Genomic DNA, 15,499 nt, shown 5'->3' on the forward strand with positions numbered 1-15,499 from the left:
CGACGACCAGATGGTCGTCGACGTTCCGGCCGGCGAGACGGCGGCGGAGGCAGAGGCGGCGTCGACCTTCTACCGCCAGATCTTCTTCTGGCTGGCGGGTGCCGCGATCCTGGCGCTTTTCCTTTATGTCTTCAGCGGCGTCCTGCTGCCCTTCGTCGCCGGCATGGTGCTTGCCTATTTCCTCGATCCGGTCGCCGACCGGCTGCAGCGGCTCGGCCTCAGCCGTTTCATGGCGACGGTGGTCATCCTCATTACCTTCCTGATCGTGCTGGTGCTGGCCTTCGTCATCCTCATTCCGGTGCTGGCGACGCAGATGACCGATTTCGCCGGCAAGCTGCCGGAGTACCTGACCCGGTTGCAGAGCCTGATCACGTCGTTCGACCCGAAATGGCTGGAACAGAGATTCGGCGTCAACGCCAATGGCTTGCGCGACGGATTAAATTCGCTGCTGACTTCCGGCTTTGGCCTGATCACCACCGTATTTACCTCGCTGTGGAGTTCGGGCATGGCGCTGGTCTCGGTGGTCAGCCTGTTCGTGGTGACGCCGGTCGTGGCCTTCTACATGCTGCTCGACTGGGACCGCATGGTGGCGGTCATCGACAGCTGGGTGCCGCGCGACAACGTCGCGACGGTGCGCGCCATCGCGCGCGACATCAACACCGCCACTGCCGGCTTCGTGCGCGGGCAGGGCACGCTCTGCCTGGTGCTGGGCGCCATGTACGCCACCGGCTTGACGCTGACGGGGCTGAACTTCGCCATCCTCATCGGCCTGTTCGCCGGGCTGATCTCCTTCATCCCCTATGTGGGCTCATTGACCGGGCTGGTGCTGGCCGTCGGCGTTGCCTTCGTCCAGTTCTGGCCGGACTGGACGATGATCGTCGCCGTTGCCGTGGTCTTCTTCATCGGCCAGTTCATCGAAGGCAACATCCTGCAGCCCAGGCTGGTCGGCAAAAGCGTCGGCCTGCACCCGGTGTGGCTGATGTTCGCGCTGTTCGCCTTCGGCGCGCTGTTCGGTTTTGTCGGGCTTTTGATTGCCGTTCCAGCATCCGCGGCGGTGGCAGTTCTGGTACGCTTCGCCATCGCCCGCTACCTGGAATCGCCGCTCTACAAGGGCCATGCGACAGAGCTCGCGCCGCCGTTGCCGGCCGATCGCGGCGGCGGCCACCGCACGCAACCGCGTCGCTGAAGTGACTGCCCAGCGAACCGACCCGCCGCGCCAGCTGCCGCTCGATCTCGGCCACGGCACCGGTTATTCGCGCGACGAGCTGGTCGTCTCCGGCACCAACAACCAGGCGGCCGCGCTGGTCGACCGCTGGCCGGATTGGCCAGCACCGGTGGTGGTGCTGGCAGGCCCCGCTGGTTCGGGCAAAACGCACCTGGCCTCGATCTGGCGTGCCCGCGCCAACGCGCTTGCCGTCGACGCCAGGCGCATGGGCGACAGCATCGCCAATCTCGGTGCGCGACCGGCGCTGATCGACGATGTCGATATCGGCGCGGTCGATGAGCAGGGCCTGTTCCATTTGATCAATGCCGTGCGCGGTGCCGGCTCGACGCTGCTCTTGACGGCGCGACGCTTTCCGTCGGCCTGGGGCGTCAAGCTGCCCGATCTTGCCTCGCGTTTGAAGGCGGCGGCGACCGTCGAGATCCACGAGCCCGACGATCTCCTGCTCGCCGGCGTCATCACCAAGCTGTTCGCCGACCGGCAGGTCGAGGTCGAACCGCATGTCGTGCAGTATCTGGTGCGGCGCATCGAGCGTTCGCTGGCCACCGCGATGCGCGTGGTGGAGCGTCTGGATCGCACCGCGCTGGAGCGCAAGATGGCGATCACAAGGGCATTGGCGGCCGAAACCGTCAACGCCATGGACGAGGGGCAGGGCGAATTCGAGATTTAGAGTGCCTCGATGTTACAATCGCTCCGCAACCGCCGTCCCATTTCGGGAAATAACAGCTGGCACCCATCTTGCAGCGTGAGCTTGCCGGCTGACCCCGGTCCTGATTGCGTTCCAAATCAGGTTGTAGGCTCGCCGGGAATGAGGTGCTTGGGGTTCTCGCCCGGCGAGCTTGCCTTTCACTTGCGGCCAATCACAGCCAAAGTCTGACGAAATGCCGGACCAACAGATAGACGGCTGAATGCGCGGCAATATAGCAGGCCGCGACCAGCACAAAAATCCCGGTGCTGGCTGCCCACGAACGGGAGGCAACGATGCCTGGTGCCAGCCTGGCGTGCCCGCGGCTCTCGCGATTGTTCCACATCGCCAAGGCTGCACAGGCGATCGCCCACGTCACCATGAAGGGAACCGTCACGCCCGCATAGGCAAAATAGGCCGGCCCGAACAGCGACACCCAGGCATCGATCCCAAGCACCGCAAATCCCCCATTTTGCCGGAGTTTAAGCCGGCAATAGCGAGGGAAGCGAGCCTGAAATGATGAAGCCCGGATATTGGCCAAAAGCCCTTGATGCTCGCTCAATCCAGACGCGATTGCACGAAGTCGATGAAGGCGCGCACCTTGGCCGGCGCGAAACGAAGACGATCAAGGGCAAGACAAGTACGGCGGCCTTGATCGCGGCTCTCGTCGCCGGCGAGGGCGCCTAGATCGCATGGGATAAGAAGGGATGGTCGGAGTGGAGAGATTCGAACTCCCGACCCTCTGGTCCCAAACCAGATGCGCTACCAGCCTGCGCTACACTCCGAACGGTCTGTTGCCTATTCATTTCGGTGTTACATGGCAAGTGCAAAAACCTTGCCGCCGCTGCCAATGCGCAGTAATGACGGCCCTAGGGCGGCGATGCCGCCTTGCACAACAATGAGGTGGCCATGTCCGCGCGCATTTTCAGCCCAGCCAAAACCGCGATGCAGTCCGGCAAGGCCAAGACCGGCCACTGGGTGTTGGAATTCGATCCCGAGATGCGCAAGAAGATCGACCCCCTGATGGGCTACACCACGTCGGGAGACATGAGAAGCCAGATCAGGCTCACCTTCGGCACCAAGGAAGAGGCCGTCGCCTACGCCGAAAAGGAAGGGCTTGCCTTCCGCGTCGAAGAGCCGAAAGAGCCCAAGCGCCGCCAGATTTCCTATGCGGAGAATTTCCGCTATGACCGCAGGACGCCCTGGACGCATTGACCGGCTAGCCCAGCGCGAACATCTACCGGCCCCGAGCCGGCCAGCGGTCCCGTAGCTCAGCTGGATAGAGCACCGGCCTTCTAAGCCGATGGTCACAGGTTCGAATCCTGTCGGGATCGCCATAATTTCAAAGGCTTACGCCGCATGACCTGACGAGGTCAACCAATCCTCACCCTTGCCTGCCAGTGCCGCGACGCCGTGCAATGGAGGCCTGGAACGGCAGTCTCGGGCCCACCGGCGCGGGGGGCCCTGGAATTATTTCGTGATCTGTCCTGTTGGAACCTCGGCCAAGCCCAGGCGTTCGGGGCCTTGTATTCGTGGAGCCTCATGAAAAGGCAATGTGCGGTCCGGCGAATAGGGTAGGGCAGGCACAACGAGAATGGGTTGGGGGAGGAGAAGCCAGGCCATGTCGAAACGTGAGATTGGAACGTCCCCTGCCTTGGTGCGGCGCATCGCCGAACTCAGGGCCCGCATGCAGGATGCCGAAATTTCCGGCCATGAAATGAAAACCTTTCACAAGGTCGCCGCCATCATGGGGGCCGGCGACGGTTCCTTGTGGCTGGATGCCGACGACATGATCGCGGCATCCTTCGTCGTCGAGGCGGCTGGACAGGCGTCCAACCGCTGACTTCGGAATTCTCCCTGTCAGGAATCCGATGAGCCTTCAACCACCGGGGCACGGCCGCCTGTTGGCGATCGTGCCCGCCCCCGGCCATCCGATCCCGTCTCCCTGCCATCCGATCTCGAATTGAAAGGAAAGTCTTATCATTTTGTTTGCGTTGGCACGTCATAGTAGGGACGGCTAACGGAGTGAAGGGGATGAAGCTGGACCTGTCGCCGACCAGCTGGGGCAGGGTGATCGCCGTCACCGCCGCCGGCACGGCATTCTTCATTGCCGTGGCGTTTTTCGTCGATTCGTTCAATTTCCCCTATCTTTCGCCCGAGTCTGTCTTGCGCGCAAAGCTGACCGACCTTCTGCTGCCCCTGGTGCTGGGTGGCTCGTTTCTGTTTTTCCTGATGTGGAAGATCCGCCAACTGGCGATAGCCCAGCGCGACCTCAGTGTCATCGCCGCGACGGACAGCCTGACGGCAGTGCTGAACCGCGGCGCCTTCTCTATGCTGGTCGAGGCCTATCTCGAGCAGACCCGCAAGCAGGAAGAGACCCGTTCCGGCGCGCTGCTGATCATCGATGCCGACCACTTCAAGTCGATCAACGACCGCCTCGGCCATGATTGCGGCGACCAGGCGCTCAAGCTGATCGCGCAGGCGATCAAGGGCCAGCTGCGCGGCGGCGATATCGTCGGACGCATCGGCGGCGAGGAGTTCGGCGTATTCCTTCCCGGTGTCGACCCCTCGCAATCCTGGCTGGTTGCCGAAAGCATCCGCCGACGGATACGCGAAATGGACTTTTCCCCGGGCGGCCGCTCCTGTCCGCTTTCCGTCAGCATAGGCGGTACCAGCTTCAGCGGGCCGACCACCTACGAGGCAATATTCTCGGCCGCCGACAGACGGCTTTATGCCGCGAAATCGAATGGACGCGATCAGGTCAGCTTCGATCCGGCGGAAGCCTCCCTGGCGTCTCCGGCCAGCGCCGCTACCCTGCACTGACGGCAGCCTCGTAGTAGGCTGACACCCACCGCTTGCTTGACGCTTGATTAACCGTGTGCTTCCTCCGGGCAGTAATGTACGGAGTATCGCCAGAAATAGTCCTGCTTCTTAGTCCCTCGATCGTGCCATTCGCGGGTACAGCACGGCCCTTGGGTGCAGGCAATTGAATGGCGAGACGCCCGGCTAGAGCCGAGTAAGCACCGCGACCATGATCCATCTATTCAACGGCTTTCAGAACCAGTTTGGCGGCAGTGAGCGCGAAACCCTGGAGTTGTACCGGCTCTTGGGCGCCGACTCACGGGTGTGCCTGTGGGCAACCTCGTCGCGCGTATCCGAAGGCCTGATGCAGGAATTTCCGATACGCCGCGTCTCGCCGGCAACACGCAATGTGCCGGATGGCGGCACCTATGTCTTTCTTGGCGCGCATTGGCGCAACAAAATGTGGCCCTACCTGATCCCGCGGCCGCGCCGGCTGATCTATGTCTTCAACACCTTTCATCCCAAGCTCATCGCCCTGACGACACGCAGGCCGCGCCTGCTGCGTTGGCCGGCTGCCGAACTGGTGCTGATCTCCGAATTTCAGAGGCGCGTGCTGCAGGTCGAAGGCGTCGTCCATGCCTCGCCGATCGATATCGGGCGCTTCTCGCCACGACGGGCAAGGCCAAACGGTCCGTTCACGGTGGGGCGGCTGAGCCGCGACACGGCGGACAAGCATCACCGCGACGATGTGGCGCTCTATGAGGCATTGCTTGGCGATGGCACCGCGGTCCGTATTCAGGGCGGCACGCCGCTCAAGGACAAGCTCGCGCCGCATCCGCAACTCGAACTCCTGCCGCAGGGTGAATTCGCCGCCGAACAGTTCCTGCCGACGCTCGACGTCTTCTACTATCGCACCGGTTCGCATGTGGAGACGTTCGGCCGGGTGGTGTTCGAGGCGATGGCCTGCGGCCTGCCCGTGGTCTGCCATTCGCATGGTGGCTACGTCGACCACATCAGACATGGCGAAAACGGCTTCCTGTTCGAAACGACACAACAGGCGGCGCGGATCCTGGCGGATCTCAAAGCCGACCCGGGCCTGCGGGCGACGGTCGGCCGCAAGGCGCGGCTGACCGTCGAGCAGATGTTTTCATCGCAGGCGTTGCAAGAACGGCTGGATTTCTATCGGCGTTAGCCGCACCGCGCCATCTGCCTTCAGATATTCTCCGCCAACAAGCCACCTAGCCGTTTGGCATCAATCCCGACATCGCGCTAAAGCTGGCATCACGTGAATCGCGGGCGGCCGGCATCGGCGCGCGGGCAGATCGAGCAGGGCTTCTACCGATGACATTGATGGGCGGCGCGGCACTGCTGATCCTGGTCCTTACCTATGCCGGCGTCGCCATCGGCCGCATCCCTGGCCTGCGGCTTGACCGCGCGGGCATTGCGCTGCTTGGCGGCGCAGCGATGATCGCCATCGGCGCGCTCAGCATGGAGGATGCCTATCGCGCCATCAATTTCGACACCATCACGCTTCTGCTCGGCATGATGATCGTGGTGGCGCATCTGAAAGTATCGGGCGCCTTTCGCGGTCTCGGCGCCATTGCCATCGAGCACGCGCATGCGCCGTTCATGCTCCTGGTGATGGTGACGCTCCTGACCGGCGTTCTGTCCGCCTTCCTGGTCAACGACGCCATCTGCCTGGTCATGGCGCCGATCGTCGTCCACGTCACCCGTGTCATCAACCGCAATCCGATCCCCTATCTGATCGCCACCGCCACCGCTTCGAACTGCGGCAGCGTCGCCACCATCACGGGCAACCCGCAGAACATGGTCATCGGCGCGCTGTCGGGGATTTCCTATCCGGCCTTTTCGGCGGCGCTCGCGCCGGTCGCCTTGTTCGGCCTTGTCGCGGTCATCGTCATTGTGCGGATCGTCTATCGCGCCGAATTCAGGCGCAACGGCGAACTGGCGCCACACATCTCGCGCGGCCGCATGCATCGTGGCCAGGTGCTGAAGGCCGTGGTCGTCTGCATCGGGCTGGCGATCGCCTTCTTCGCCGGTGTTCCCGTAGCCAAGGCGGCGCTCATCGGCGGCGCCATCCTGCTGCTCACGCGCGCCATCAAGCCATCGCGCATCTACCATGAGATCGACGGACCGCTGCTGTTCATGTTCGCGGGTCTGTTCGTGGTGGTTGCCGGCGCGGAAAAGACGCTGCTGACGCCTGACATGATCGCCTCCGCCAAGAACATCGGGCTCGACGACGTCTGGAGGCTGTCGGGGTTCACCGCCGTGTTGTCCAACATCATGAGCAATGTTCCTGCCGTGCTGGCGCTCAGGCCATTCATACCCGGCCTGGAAAACCCCGAGCGCGCCTGGCTGGTGGTGGCCATGAGTTCGACGCTGGCCGGCAACTTCACCTTGCTCGGCTCGGTCGCCAACCTGATCGTCGCCGAACAATCCAAGGCCGCTGGTACACCGTTGTCTTTCGGTGCCTTCTTCAAGGTCGGCCTGCCGCTGACACTGATCACGCTCGCCGCCGGTACGGCGTGGCTGGCGTTCGGGGCCTAGCCCTGCATCTGACTGACCGACATCCGCGCCCTGACCAGCGTCGCCGCGGCTCGTCCGGCGGCTTCGACGTAGTCGGGATTGCGATGGATCAGCATGATCGAAAAGCAGCCGTCTATCAGCAGCACGATCTCGCGGGCCAGTGCCTGCGGCCCCTCGATATCGTCCCCGGACAATTCCGTGGCCAGCCATGTCTCGAAGTTGGATTTGTGCCGCGCCCCGACCTCGACCGCCGGGTGTCCAGGCATCGAGGCAAGCTCGGCAGCTGTGCGCAGGAAGCCGCATCCCTTCCATTTTGGATGGCGCGTGGCCCGGGCCAGATTGGTGAAGATGGCTTCGACCTTGCTGTCCACGCCCCCTTGCTCGGCTTCGAACCAGCCGGCCATCCGTTTCAGATTGGGCTGATCGCGGCCGTCGAGATAGGCTGCGATGAGGTCGTCCTTGCTCTTGAAGTGGTAGTAGAGCGTCCGCTTGGTGAGGCCCGCTTCCTCGGCGACGGCGTCGACACTGACACGGCCGATTCCTTCCGCGTAGAACAATCTGGTTGCGGCATCGACTAGGCGCTTGCGGGTGGGGCTTTGTGCTTCGGCCATGGGTCTAAGTATACCGACTAGTGAATATACACAAGGTGCGAACGACGTAACCTTCCAACTCGTCAACAAGCTGGAAGGAAGCCAAATGACCGATCTTGTCCTGAGCGAGACCCGCGACGGGGTTACCGTCCTCACCCTCAATCGTCCCGAAAAGCTCAATGCACTGAATTATGCCTTGATCGATCGCCTGCTTGCGGTTCTCGACGACATTGAAGTCGATGACGGCGTCCGGGTTGTCATCCTCACCGGAGCAGGGGAGCGGGCTTTTTCGGCGGGTGGCGACATCCATGAATTCTCGGCCAGCGTGGCGCTTGGCGCCGATATCGCAATGCGCGACTTCGTCATGCGCGGGCAGCGGCTGACGGCACGGCTGGAAGCGTTCCGCAAACCGGTCATCGCTGCCGTCAACGGCATTGCCTTTGGCGGTGGCTGCGAAATCACCGAGGCCGTTCCGCTCGCCATCGCCAGTGACCGTGCGCTGTTCGCCAAGCCCGAAATCAACCTTGCAATGCCGCCGACTTTTGGTGGAACCCAACGCCTGCCGAGGCTGGCCGGGCGCAAGCGGGCGCTCGAACTGCTGTTGACGGGCGACTGGTTTCCGCCGCCGCGGGCGCTTGAGCTGGGTCTCGTCAACGAGGTTGTTCCGCATGCCGAACTGATGCCGGCGGCATTTGATCTGGCCAAGCGTATCCTGCGGCATTCCGGACCGGCCGTCACCGGCATTCTCACGGCGGTGGCGAGGGGCCTCAACCAGGGTATTGCCGAGGGGCTGCTGATTGAGGCGGAGCAATTCGCCCGCATGGCTCCGACCGCCGACCTGCGTGAAGGGCTGAATGCGTGGATCGAGCGGCGCAAGCCGAGCTACGACGGTTCGTGGACCCATATCACACGGCCCGATGAGGCGCGGCGAGCCTCGTTGGCGATCGACCGGCGCGGGACGCGGACCAGGACGCCTTCGCCGCCACACGGCCCTTGACGTCTAGCGGGAGCAACACAAGTCACCGAACCTTCAAAGAGAGCCGTGGCCGATAGACCTGGAGCAATCCCGGACGGAAAACCGCCACGCACTTTTCCTGGATTTGCTCTAATATTCCGATCGACGGCGAAGTGGTCTTTTCGCCATCGATCTCTCAGTCTCACGGCGCCACCACCAAGCGGCCTTTCATGTTGGGGTGGAAGCGGCAGAAGTAGTCGATGGTTCCCGCCGCCTTCAAATTCAGGCTTGCCGACTTCTTCGGCGGGATCATCACCTCCCAGCCACCCTTCACCGTAGCCGTATGGGCGATCACGTCCTTGTTCACCCACTCGATCGTGTCGCCGACCTTCGCATCGACGCTGGCCGGCGAGTAGACGAGCCTGTCGATCGTCACCTGGATGGTTGCGGCCGCCGCCGGCGCCGCCGTAAGGGTCAGCGCCAGCATTGCCAGCCACGTCAGACGTTTCAAGGCGCCTGCTTTCATTTCAGCATGCCGGCAACGTGTTCGGCATGCTGCTCATGGCCCTGGAAGATCCTGAGGCCGGTCTCAAGCAGGCTCTTCAGTTCGGCATTGCTGGCCGAGGGAATGAGCAGCGTTTCGAGCGCGCCGTTGACCTGCTTGTGATAGGCGACCTCGTTTTCGATATAGGCCTTGTCGAAAGCCGCACCTTTCAGCTTGGCGAGCTTGGCGCGTTCCTCAGTCGCGGCCTTGGTCAGCGCCTGGCTGGTGGCGTTGTCCTCGGGCTTCACCTTCAGCTTCTTGACGAGATCGAGCGCCTGCTTGTTCACCGCTTCGTGGTCGCGCTCCATGTCCTTGGCGAAATCGATCACCTCCTTGCTCTTTGATTTCTTGATCGCCTGCTTGGCCGCCTCGATGTCGATGACGCCGGCCGTATAGGCGATATGGGCGATCTGCGGGTCCGTCGGCTTGTCGGCGGCTTGCGCGACCGGGGCAGCGCCGACGAGAAGCAGGGCGGCAAGGGCAACGGTATATCGGGTGAACATGGCATCCTCCTTGGCCCGACCGCGCGGAGGCGCGGGGCTCAAATTTCAGTTGACGCTCATTGGATGCGCGACGGGAGGAAACGTTCCCGGAAAATCAGGACGGCATCATTCGAAACCCAGCCGTCCCATCACCGCCTGGGTCAGTCGCTCGCAGCGCCGTCCGGCGAACGGGAAGGCATCGAGCAGCACCGGACCGATTTCATTGTCCAGCGCCTTGCGCAGCAGGACACGGGCCCGGTGCAGCCTCGTCTTGATGGTCTCCGGCCGCACACCAAGCAAATCGGCGGTTTCCTCCATGCTCAGGCCCTCGATGACGCGGGCGACGAAGACCATGCGGTAGATGTCGGGCAGACTGTCGGTCGCCCGTTCGACAAGTGCGAGAATCTGCCGCTGCGCCATCGCCCGCTCCGGATCGTCGTTGGAATTGAGGGGAAACCGGATGATTTGCGGTTCCGGGTTGTCAGGCATCTCCACTGTGCGACGCTTCTTGCGCAGGCGGCCGAGAGCTTCGTTGATGACGATGCGCGACAGCCATGTGGCAAGCGTGGATTCGCCGCGAAACGCCGCCAGGCTGACAAAGGCGCTGACATAGGCCTCCTGGACGACATCCTCGGCTTCGGCGTCGTTGCGCAGAATGCCGCGCGCGATGCGGTAGAGCCGCTGGTTGTGTATCTTCATGATGGCGCGAAAGGCATCCGGTTCGCGCGCCAGCGCCCGGTGGACGAGCAGCATGTCGCCGGAAAGGCTTTCGGCAATCATAGGCACCGTGGCGGGCGTTGCGAGCTTGCTCATCGCGACCGGATCTCCCTGAACAGACGCCTCTTCGAACAGGCGCCTCTTCGAACAGGCGCCTCTTCGAACAGGCGCTTGACTGCACGTTGGATGCGCCTGCCGGCAAAAGGTTCCCAGATCGGTGGGATCCACGTCCGCTATTCTAGGCCGCTGCCAGACCCTTGTCTGCCGTCTGCACGCGGGCGGCCGCCGCCAGCAGGTCGGTCTGCGTGATCAGGCCGAGAATGCGCCGCTCGCCGTCGACGATGACCACGGCATGGCTGCGGCCGTCGGTCAGCACGGGAAGCAGGCTTATCGCCGGCGTCTCGGGCGAGGCGGTGCCGGCTTTTGCCATCACGCCCTTCACCGTATCGACGGCTTTCGTCAGCTCGCGCAGGCCGACGGCGCCAACCAGCCGGGCATCCGCATCGACCACCGGCAACGTACGGATATTATGATCGAGCAGTTGCTGGCGTGCTTCGTCGGTGGTGGCTTGTTCGGCCACCGAAATCACGTCGCGCGACATGATGTCCTCGCACAGCAGCGTCCGGTGCGACCGCACCATGGCCTGCAATTCGACCTGTCGCAGCAGTCGTTCGAGGTCGTCGCGGTCGATATCGAAGGTCTCGTCGAGCGCCGTCAGCGCCGCGTCGATGTCCTCGGGCCGGAAACCGGCGCGCTGCTGAGCCGGCGGATCGGCGGTACCGTGGCTGTTTGCGGGCGGTGCGGCGACATGCGGGTAGTTGCGCCGCGCCAGCTTGTGGAAAAGGAAGCCCAGCGCCACCAGGATGGTCGAATTCAAGGCCACCGGCACGAACGGGAACAGGAAGCCCGCGCTGATGACGGCCGGCCCGCCGAGCACCGCCGTCAGCGCGGCGGCACCACCTGGCGGATGCAGGCAGCGCGTGAACGACATCGCGGCGATGGCCAAGGCCACCGCGAGACCCGAGGCCATCACCGGATCATGGATGAAATGCGCCACGGTCACGCCGACCAGCGCCGATATGGAATTGCCGCCGATGATCGACCAGGGCTGAGCCAGCGGGCTCGCCGGCACGGCGAACAGAAGCACGGCGGAGGCGCCCATCGGCGCCACCAGCAGGGCCACATGCGGGCCGCCGCCCATCGCCAGCCCGCTGATCACGCCGGTCAGGGCAATGCCGATCGTGGCGCCGATACACGCCAGGACGCGTTCACGCAGCGTCGCGCCGGCGAGGATGGGAACAAAAAAACGAAAGGCCATGGCAAGCTTTATGACGAAATGGATTTGGCGCGGACGCCCTGTCCAACGCAATGGAGCCGAACTCGCGGATTTGAAAGTCAAACAAATCCGCAAAGTCGCGGCGTGGGAGAATAATATTGCGCGAGACCGCTCGCCGGGATGCTGCGAGCGGCTCGCGCTTTGCCATCAGCGTCAGTGTGTTGTGGCCGTTCGCCAACTCTTCTGGGCGGCCAGACAGATCAGGCGGCGGCCGCTGCAAGCCCGCGCATGATGTCGGCTTTCAGGTCGTCGACATCCTCGAGGCCGATCTGCAAGCGGATCAACGGACCTTCATAAGGGCCTTTCGCAACGACGCGGTCGACAAGCCAGACCGGCACAGCCAGGCTCTCATAGCCGCCCCAGGAATAGCCGAGACCGAAGATGCGCAATGCGTCGAGGAAAGCGTGCTGCTCCCGCTGGCCACCGCCGGCCAGCACGATCGAAAAGATGCCGCTCGAACCGCAAAAGTCCCGCTTCCACAGATCGTGGTCCGGATGGCTGGGAAGGGCAGGGTGGAGCACCCGCGCCACGCCCGGCTGGCTTTCGAGCCATGAGGCGATGGCAAGCGCGCTGCGCTGATGATGGTCGAGCCGCACGCCCATCGTGCGCAGGCCGCGCAGCACCTGATAGACATCGTCGGGTCCCGAACAGCAGCCAAGCGTGCAAAAACTCTCGTAGAGCTGCTTCCAGCAGGCCTCATTGGCCGAGACCGTGCCGAGGAGCACGTCCGAATGGCCGGCCGGATATTTCGTCGCCGCGTGGATCGAGATGTCGACGCCGTGGTCGAGCGGCCGGAAATAGAGTGGTGTCGCCCAGGTGTTGTCCATCATCACGATGGCGCCGGCCGCATGCGCCGCCTTGGCGATCGCCGGGATATCCTGCACCTCGAATGTGTTGGAGGCCGGCGATTCGGTGAACACCACTTTGGTGTTCGGCTTGATCAAGGCCGCGATGCCGGCGCCGATACGGGGCGCATAATACTCGACCTCGACGCCCAATCGCTTCAGCATCGTATCGGCGAAGTTTCTCGTGGGGTGATAAACGGAATCGACGATTAGCAGATGGTCGCCCGCCGATACGAAGGCGAGCAGCGGAATGGTCACCGCCGCCAGGCCCGATGGCACCACGATCGTGCCGGCGGACCCCTCCAGCGCATCGATCGCCTGTGCGAGGGCATCGGTCGTCGGTGTTCCGCGCGTGCCGTAAGTGTATTTCTGGTTGCGTGCGGCCATCGCGGCGGCATTGGGGAACAGCACGGTCGAGGCGTGCACCACCGGCGGATTGACGAAGCCGAAATAATCGTGCGGGTTGTTGCCTGAATGGGCAAGCCGGGTGTTGATGCCCACCTTGCCGGAACCCTGCTCGCTGCCGTCTTTCGCCATTCTTGGTCGCCCTGTCTGATAAGGCGCTAGCCATAGTGCGGCGTCGTGGACCGTGCAACAGCCCACTGTCCGCCAGGAATGGACTTCGAATATGCCAATTCCTGGGTCCGGAAAACAGCTGGGGGTTGATCTGAATCGGACCGACCAGGGCGGCCGTGCCTTGCCGGACGCCCAGTCGCCGGCCGGCCGGCCTATTGTAGCCGGCTGTGAAAGATATATAATCAAGCCCTAATATTAATCGCCGGATTGCTTCGATCAGATGCTGCCGGATGGTTTTGCCGGCTACCTCTCCTGGTCCCCAATCCGGGTATCGCGCCCACCGCGCGGCAAAGGGAGGAAGGCCATGCCTGACGTCAAATGGACGATGAAGGCGCGCGAATTCATCAACTGCAATTGCGCCTATGGCTGTCCGTGCCAGTTCAACGCCATGCCGACATACGGATTCTGCCAGGCCGTGGCCGGCATGGAGATCGAGACCGGCCATCACGGCGACACCAAGCTGGACGGGTTGCGGTTCGTCGGCATTTTCAGTTGGCCCGGCGCGATCCACCAGGGCAGGGGCGAAGCCGCGGTGGTTATCGACGAGAGGGCCAGCGAAGCCCAGCGTGAAGCCCTGCTTCGCATACTGGGCGGCCAGGACACCGAGCCGGGCGCAACGATATTCCAGGTCTTTTCGACCACGCTGGAGAAATTCCACGATCCGATCTTCGCCGCGATCGATTTCAAGGTCGACGTCGACGCGCGAACCGGCCGGCTGCACGTCAAGGGCGTCACCGACGGCCATGGCGAGCCGATCAAGAACCCGGTCACCGGTGCCGAGCACAGGGCGCGCATCGACCTGCCGCACGGCTTCGAATACGCGATCGCCGAGATCGGTCGTGGCTGGACCAAGGCGACGGGCCCGATCAAGTTCGAGGTGGCCGACACGCACAGCCATTTCGCCAATCTGCATCTCACGCAGAGCGGCGTCGTGCATTGACCTGATCCAATGGGCGACACGGCTCTCGAGGCTGTGCTGCGGCGCGACCGCGCGGTCGTGATGACGGCGCTCGTCGTGATTGCCTTGCTCGCCTGGACCTATGTTCTTTGGCTCGCCGCCGACATGGCCATGCCTGGTGTCCCCGTCGCGGACGGCGCGACAGGCGGCATGGCCGGGATGGACATGTCGAACACGGATATTGGCGGCATGGATATGGGCGCCGCCGTGGCGCCGGGTTTCAGGACCTGGGCATCGGCCGATTTCGTCTTCATCTTCACCATGTGGGCCGTGATGATGGTCGGCATGATGACGCCTTCGGTCGCGCCGATGTTGCTGCTCTATGCAGGCGTCGGCCGCAAGGCACGGGTCGATGGCCAGCCTATCGCGTCGACGGCATGGTTCTTTGCCGGCTATCTCATCGTCTGGATCGTCTTCAGCATCGCGGCCACCGGCGCGCAATGGCTGCTCGCCCATTTCGCCTTGCTTGATCCGGCAATGGCTACCAACAGTGCGACCCTCGGTGGCCTCGTCCTGATCGCCGCCGGCCTCTATCAATGGACGCCGGTCAAGGGCGTCTGCCTGCGCCAATGCCAGACGCCGATCGCATTCCTGGCCAGCCATGGCGGCTTCCGCACCACCCCGCCCGGCGCGCTTCGGCTCGGCATCGGCCACGGCGCCTATTGTCTCGGCTGCTGCTGGGCACTGATGGCCTTACTGTTTGTCGGCGGTGTCATGAACGTCCTGTGGATCGCCGGCATCGCCATCCTTGTTCTCTTGGAGAAGATGGTCCCGGCCGGCCAATTGATCCCGCGCATCTCCGGCGCATTGATGGTTGCGATCGGCGTCTGGCTCGTCTTTCCCGCGCTTTGACCTGCGTACCGGCTTTGTTCACGAGCAATATTGACCGGCAATCGCCGGCCGGGGGTATTCCGCGACGTCAATGCATTTCGTGCTGGAGGCAGTAACACTCAGGTATTGCCGGCAATGGATTTCACGGAACCGGCTCACATCCGCGGCAAATGAGCTTTGCCGATTCAATTCGCGCTTGTGACTAAATCGCGGGCGCGTTTGTCTGCAATTCAGGCATTTCGGACAATCGATTTTCAAACCCGTTGCAATTCGGTCATTTTCCTTGACCTCACGAGAATTATCGCCTTCGATGCTGTTCGTGAATGGGAGGCGGCGCGTCGATTTGCGACGCGGGGTGCCGGGAATGGGCCGGGATGGGAGCTGCGTTCACACGGGAGAAAAGATCAGG

Annotated in this window: 17 protein-coding genes and 2 tRNA genes; 11 read left to right on the plus strand and 8 right to left on the minus strand. The window is 63.2% G+C overall.

Annotated features, from left to right (window positions below; all coding sequences use genetic code 11):
• Positions 1 to 10 precede the first annotated feature (10 nt).
• Together EN804_RS13305 and hdaA are read left to right on the plus strand one after the other, a co-directional pair.
• Positions 11 to 1,186 (plus strand): AI-2E family transporter, encoded by a 1,176-nt coding sequence (locus EN804_RS13305; RefSeq protein WP_127276654.1) that lies wholly within the window; start codon positions 11 to 13, stop codon positions 1,184 to 1,186.
• Between the two features lies 1 nt (position 1,187).
• Positions 1,188 to 1,892 carry a DnaA regulatory inactivator HdaA gene (gene hdaA / locus EN804_RS13310; protein WP_127276636.1) on the plus strand — a complete coding sequence of 235 codons (705 nt, stop codon included), beginning with the start codon at positions 1,188 to 1,190 and terminating at the stop codon, positions 1,890 to 1,892.
• A gap of 190 nt (positions 1,893 to 2,082) precedes the next feature.
• Here the strand turns inward: hdaA and EN804_RS13315 are convergent, their stop codons facing one another.
• Together EN804_RS13315 and EN804_RS13320 are read right to left on the minus strand one after the other, a co-directional pair.
• Positions 2,083 to 2,469, minus strand: coding sequence for a hypothetical protein (locus EN804_RS13315; protein ID WP_245511625.1), 387 nt, complete (start codon positions 2,467 to 2,469; stop codon positions 2,083 to 2,085).
• Between the two features lie 146 nt (positions 2,470 to 2,615).
• Positions 2,616 to 2,692, minus strand: a tRNA-Pro gene (locus EN804_RS13320).
• A 124-nt stretch (positions 2,693 to 2,816) separates the two neighbouring features.
• On the opposite strand from EN804_RS13320, the gene EN804_RS13325 reads away from it, so the two are divergent.
• The 6 genes from EN804_RS13325 to EN804_RS13350 all read left to right on the plus strand — a co-directional run bounded on the left by EN804_RS13325 (position 2,817) and on the right by EN804_RS13350 (position 7,277).
• Positions 2,817 to 3,122 (plus strand): ETC complex I subunit, encoded by a 306-nt coding sequence (locus EN804_RS13325; RefSeq protein WP_127276639.1) that lies wholly within the window; start codon positions 2,817 to 2,819, stop codon positions 3,120 to 3,122.
• Positions 3,123 to 3,167: 45 nt separating this feature from the next.
• Positions 3,168 to 3,244 (plus strand) — tRNA-Arg (locus EN804_RS13330).
• A gap of 284 nt (positions 3,245 to 3,528) precedes the next feature.
• A complete protein-coding gene (locus tag EN804_RS13335) occupies positions 3,529 to 3,750 on the plus strand; it encodes a hypothetical protein (RefSeq protein ID WP_127276641.1) in 222 nt (73 codons plus the stop codon).
• Positions 3,751 to 3,941: 191 nt separating this feature from the next.
• The gene (locus EN804_RS13340) at positions 3,942 to 4,730 is read left to right on the plus strand and encodes a GGDEF domain-containing protein (RefSeq protein ID WP_135919710.1); all 789 of its coding nucleotides are present in this window, start codon (positions 3,942 to 3,944) and stop codon (positions 4,728 to 4,730) included.
• A gap of 208 nt (positions 4,731 to 4,938) precedes the next feature.
• Entirely contained in the window at positions 4,939 to 5,901 is a 963-nt protein-coding gene (locus EN804_RS13345) for a glycosyltransferase family 4 protein (protein ID WP_127276645.1), read from the plus strand.
• A gap of 149 nt (positions 5,902 to 6,050) precedes the next feature.
• A complete protein-coding gene (locus EN804_RS13350) occupies positions 6,051 to 7,277 on the plus strand; it encodes an anion transporter (protein ID WP_127276647.1) in 1,227 nt (408 codons plus the stop codon).
• Here the strand turns inward: EN804_RS13350 and EN804_RS13355 are convergent.
• The gene (locus EN804_RS13355; RefSeq protein WP_135919712.1) at positions 7,274 to 7,867 is read right to left on the minus strand and encodes a TetR/AcrR family transcriptional regulator; all 594 of its coding nucleotides are present in this window, start codon (positions 7,865 to 7,867) and stop codon (positions 7,274 to 7,276) included. The genes EN804_RS13350 and EN804_RS13355 overlap by 4 nt on opposite strands.
• Before the next feature lie 85 nt (positions 7,868 to 7,952).
• Between EN804_RS13355 and EN804_RS13360 the strand changes: the two genes are divergently transcribed.
• Positions 7,953 to 8,843 carry a crotonase/enoyl-CoA hydratase family protein gene (locus tag EN804_RS13360; RefSeq protein ID WP_127276652.1) on the plus strand — a complete coding sequence of 297 codons (891 nt, stop codon included), beginning with the start codon at positions 7,953 to 7,955 and terminating at the stop codon, positions 8,841 to 8,843.
• A 160-nt stretch (positions 8,844 to 9,003) separates the two neighbouring features.
• Here the strand turns inward: EN804_RS13360 and EN804_RS13365 are convergent, their stop codons facing one another.
• From EN804_RS13365 to EN804_RS13385, 5 genes are all read right to left on the minus strand, one after another.
• Positions 9,004 to 9,327 carry a cupredoxin family copper-binding protein gene (locus EN804_RS13365; RefSeq protein WP_167531204.1) on the minus strand — a complete coding sequence of 108 codons (324 nt, stop codon included), beginning with the start codon at positions 9,325 to 9,327 and terminating at the stop codon, positions 9,004 to 9,006.
• Complete coding sequence (locus tag EN804_RS13370) at positions 9,324 to 9,848, minus strand: DUF4142 domain-containing protein (protein WP_135919714.1); 525 nt, start codon at positions 9,846 to 9,848, stop codon at positions 9,324 to 9,326. The genes EN804_RS13365 and EN804_RS13370 overlap by 4 nt, the downstream gene beginning before the upstream one ends.
• A gap of 105 nt (positions 9,849 to 9,953) precedes the next feature.
• Positions 9,954 to 10,640 carry an RNA polymerase sigma factor gene (locus EN804_RS13375; protein WP_189521790.1) on the minus strand — a complete coding sequence of 229 codons (687 nt, stop codon included), beginning with the start codon at positions 10,638 to 10,640 and terminating at the stop codon, positions 9,954 to 9,956.
• A 142-nt stretch (positions 10,641 to 10,782) separates the two neighbouring features.
• Positions 10,783 to 11,862 carry an HPP family protein gene (locus EN804_RS13380; RefSeq protein ID WP_135919716.1) on the minus strand — a complete coding sequence of 360 codons (1,080 nt, stop codon included), beginning with the start codon at positions 11,860 to 11,862 and terminating at the stop codon, positions 10,783 to 10,785.
• 218 nt (positions 11,863 to 12,080) lie between these two features.
• Positions 12,081 to 13,262, minus strand: coding sequence for a cystathionine beta-lyase (locus EN804_RS13385; RefSeq protein ID WP_135883565.1), 1,182 nt, complete (start codon positions 13,260 to 13,262; stop codon positions 12,081 to 12,083).
• Positions 13,263 to 13,605: 343 nt separating this feature from the next.
• Here EN804_RS13385 and EN804_RS13390 point away from each other — a divergent pair, with 343 nt between their 5' ends.
• Both EN804_RS13390 and EN804_RS13395 read left to right on the plus strand, forming a co-directional pair.
• A complete protein-coding gene (locus EN804_RS13390; RefSeq protein ID WP_127871479.1) occupies positions 13,606 to 14,241 on the plus strand; it encodes a DUF1326 domain-containing protein in 636 nt (211 codons plus the stop codon).
• 9 nt (positions 14,242 to 14,250) lie between these two features.
• The gene (locus EN804_RS13395; protein WP_135919718.1) at positions 14,251 to 15,111 is read left to right on the plus strand and encodes a DUF2182 domain-containing protein; all 861 of its coding nucleotides are present in this window, start codon (positions 14,251 to 14,253) and stop codon (positions 15,109 to 15,111) included.
• Positions 15,112 to 15,499: the final 388 nt, after the last annotated feature.

It is taken from the genome of Mesorhizobium sp. M8A.F.Ca.ET.161.01.1.1 (assembly GCF_004792105.1).
GTDB lineage: Bacteria > Pseudomonadota > Alphaproteobacteria > Rhizobiales > Rhizobiaceae > Mesorhizobium.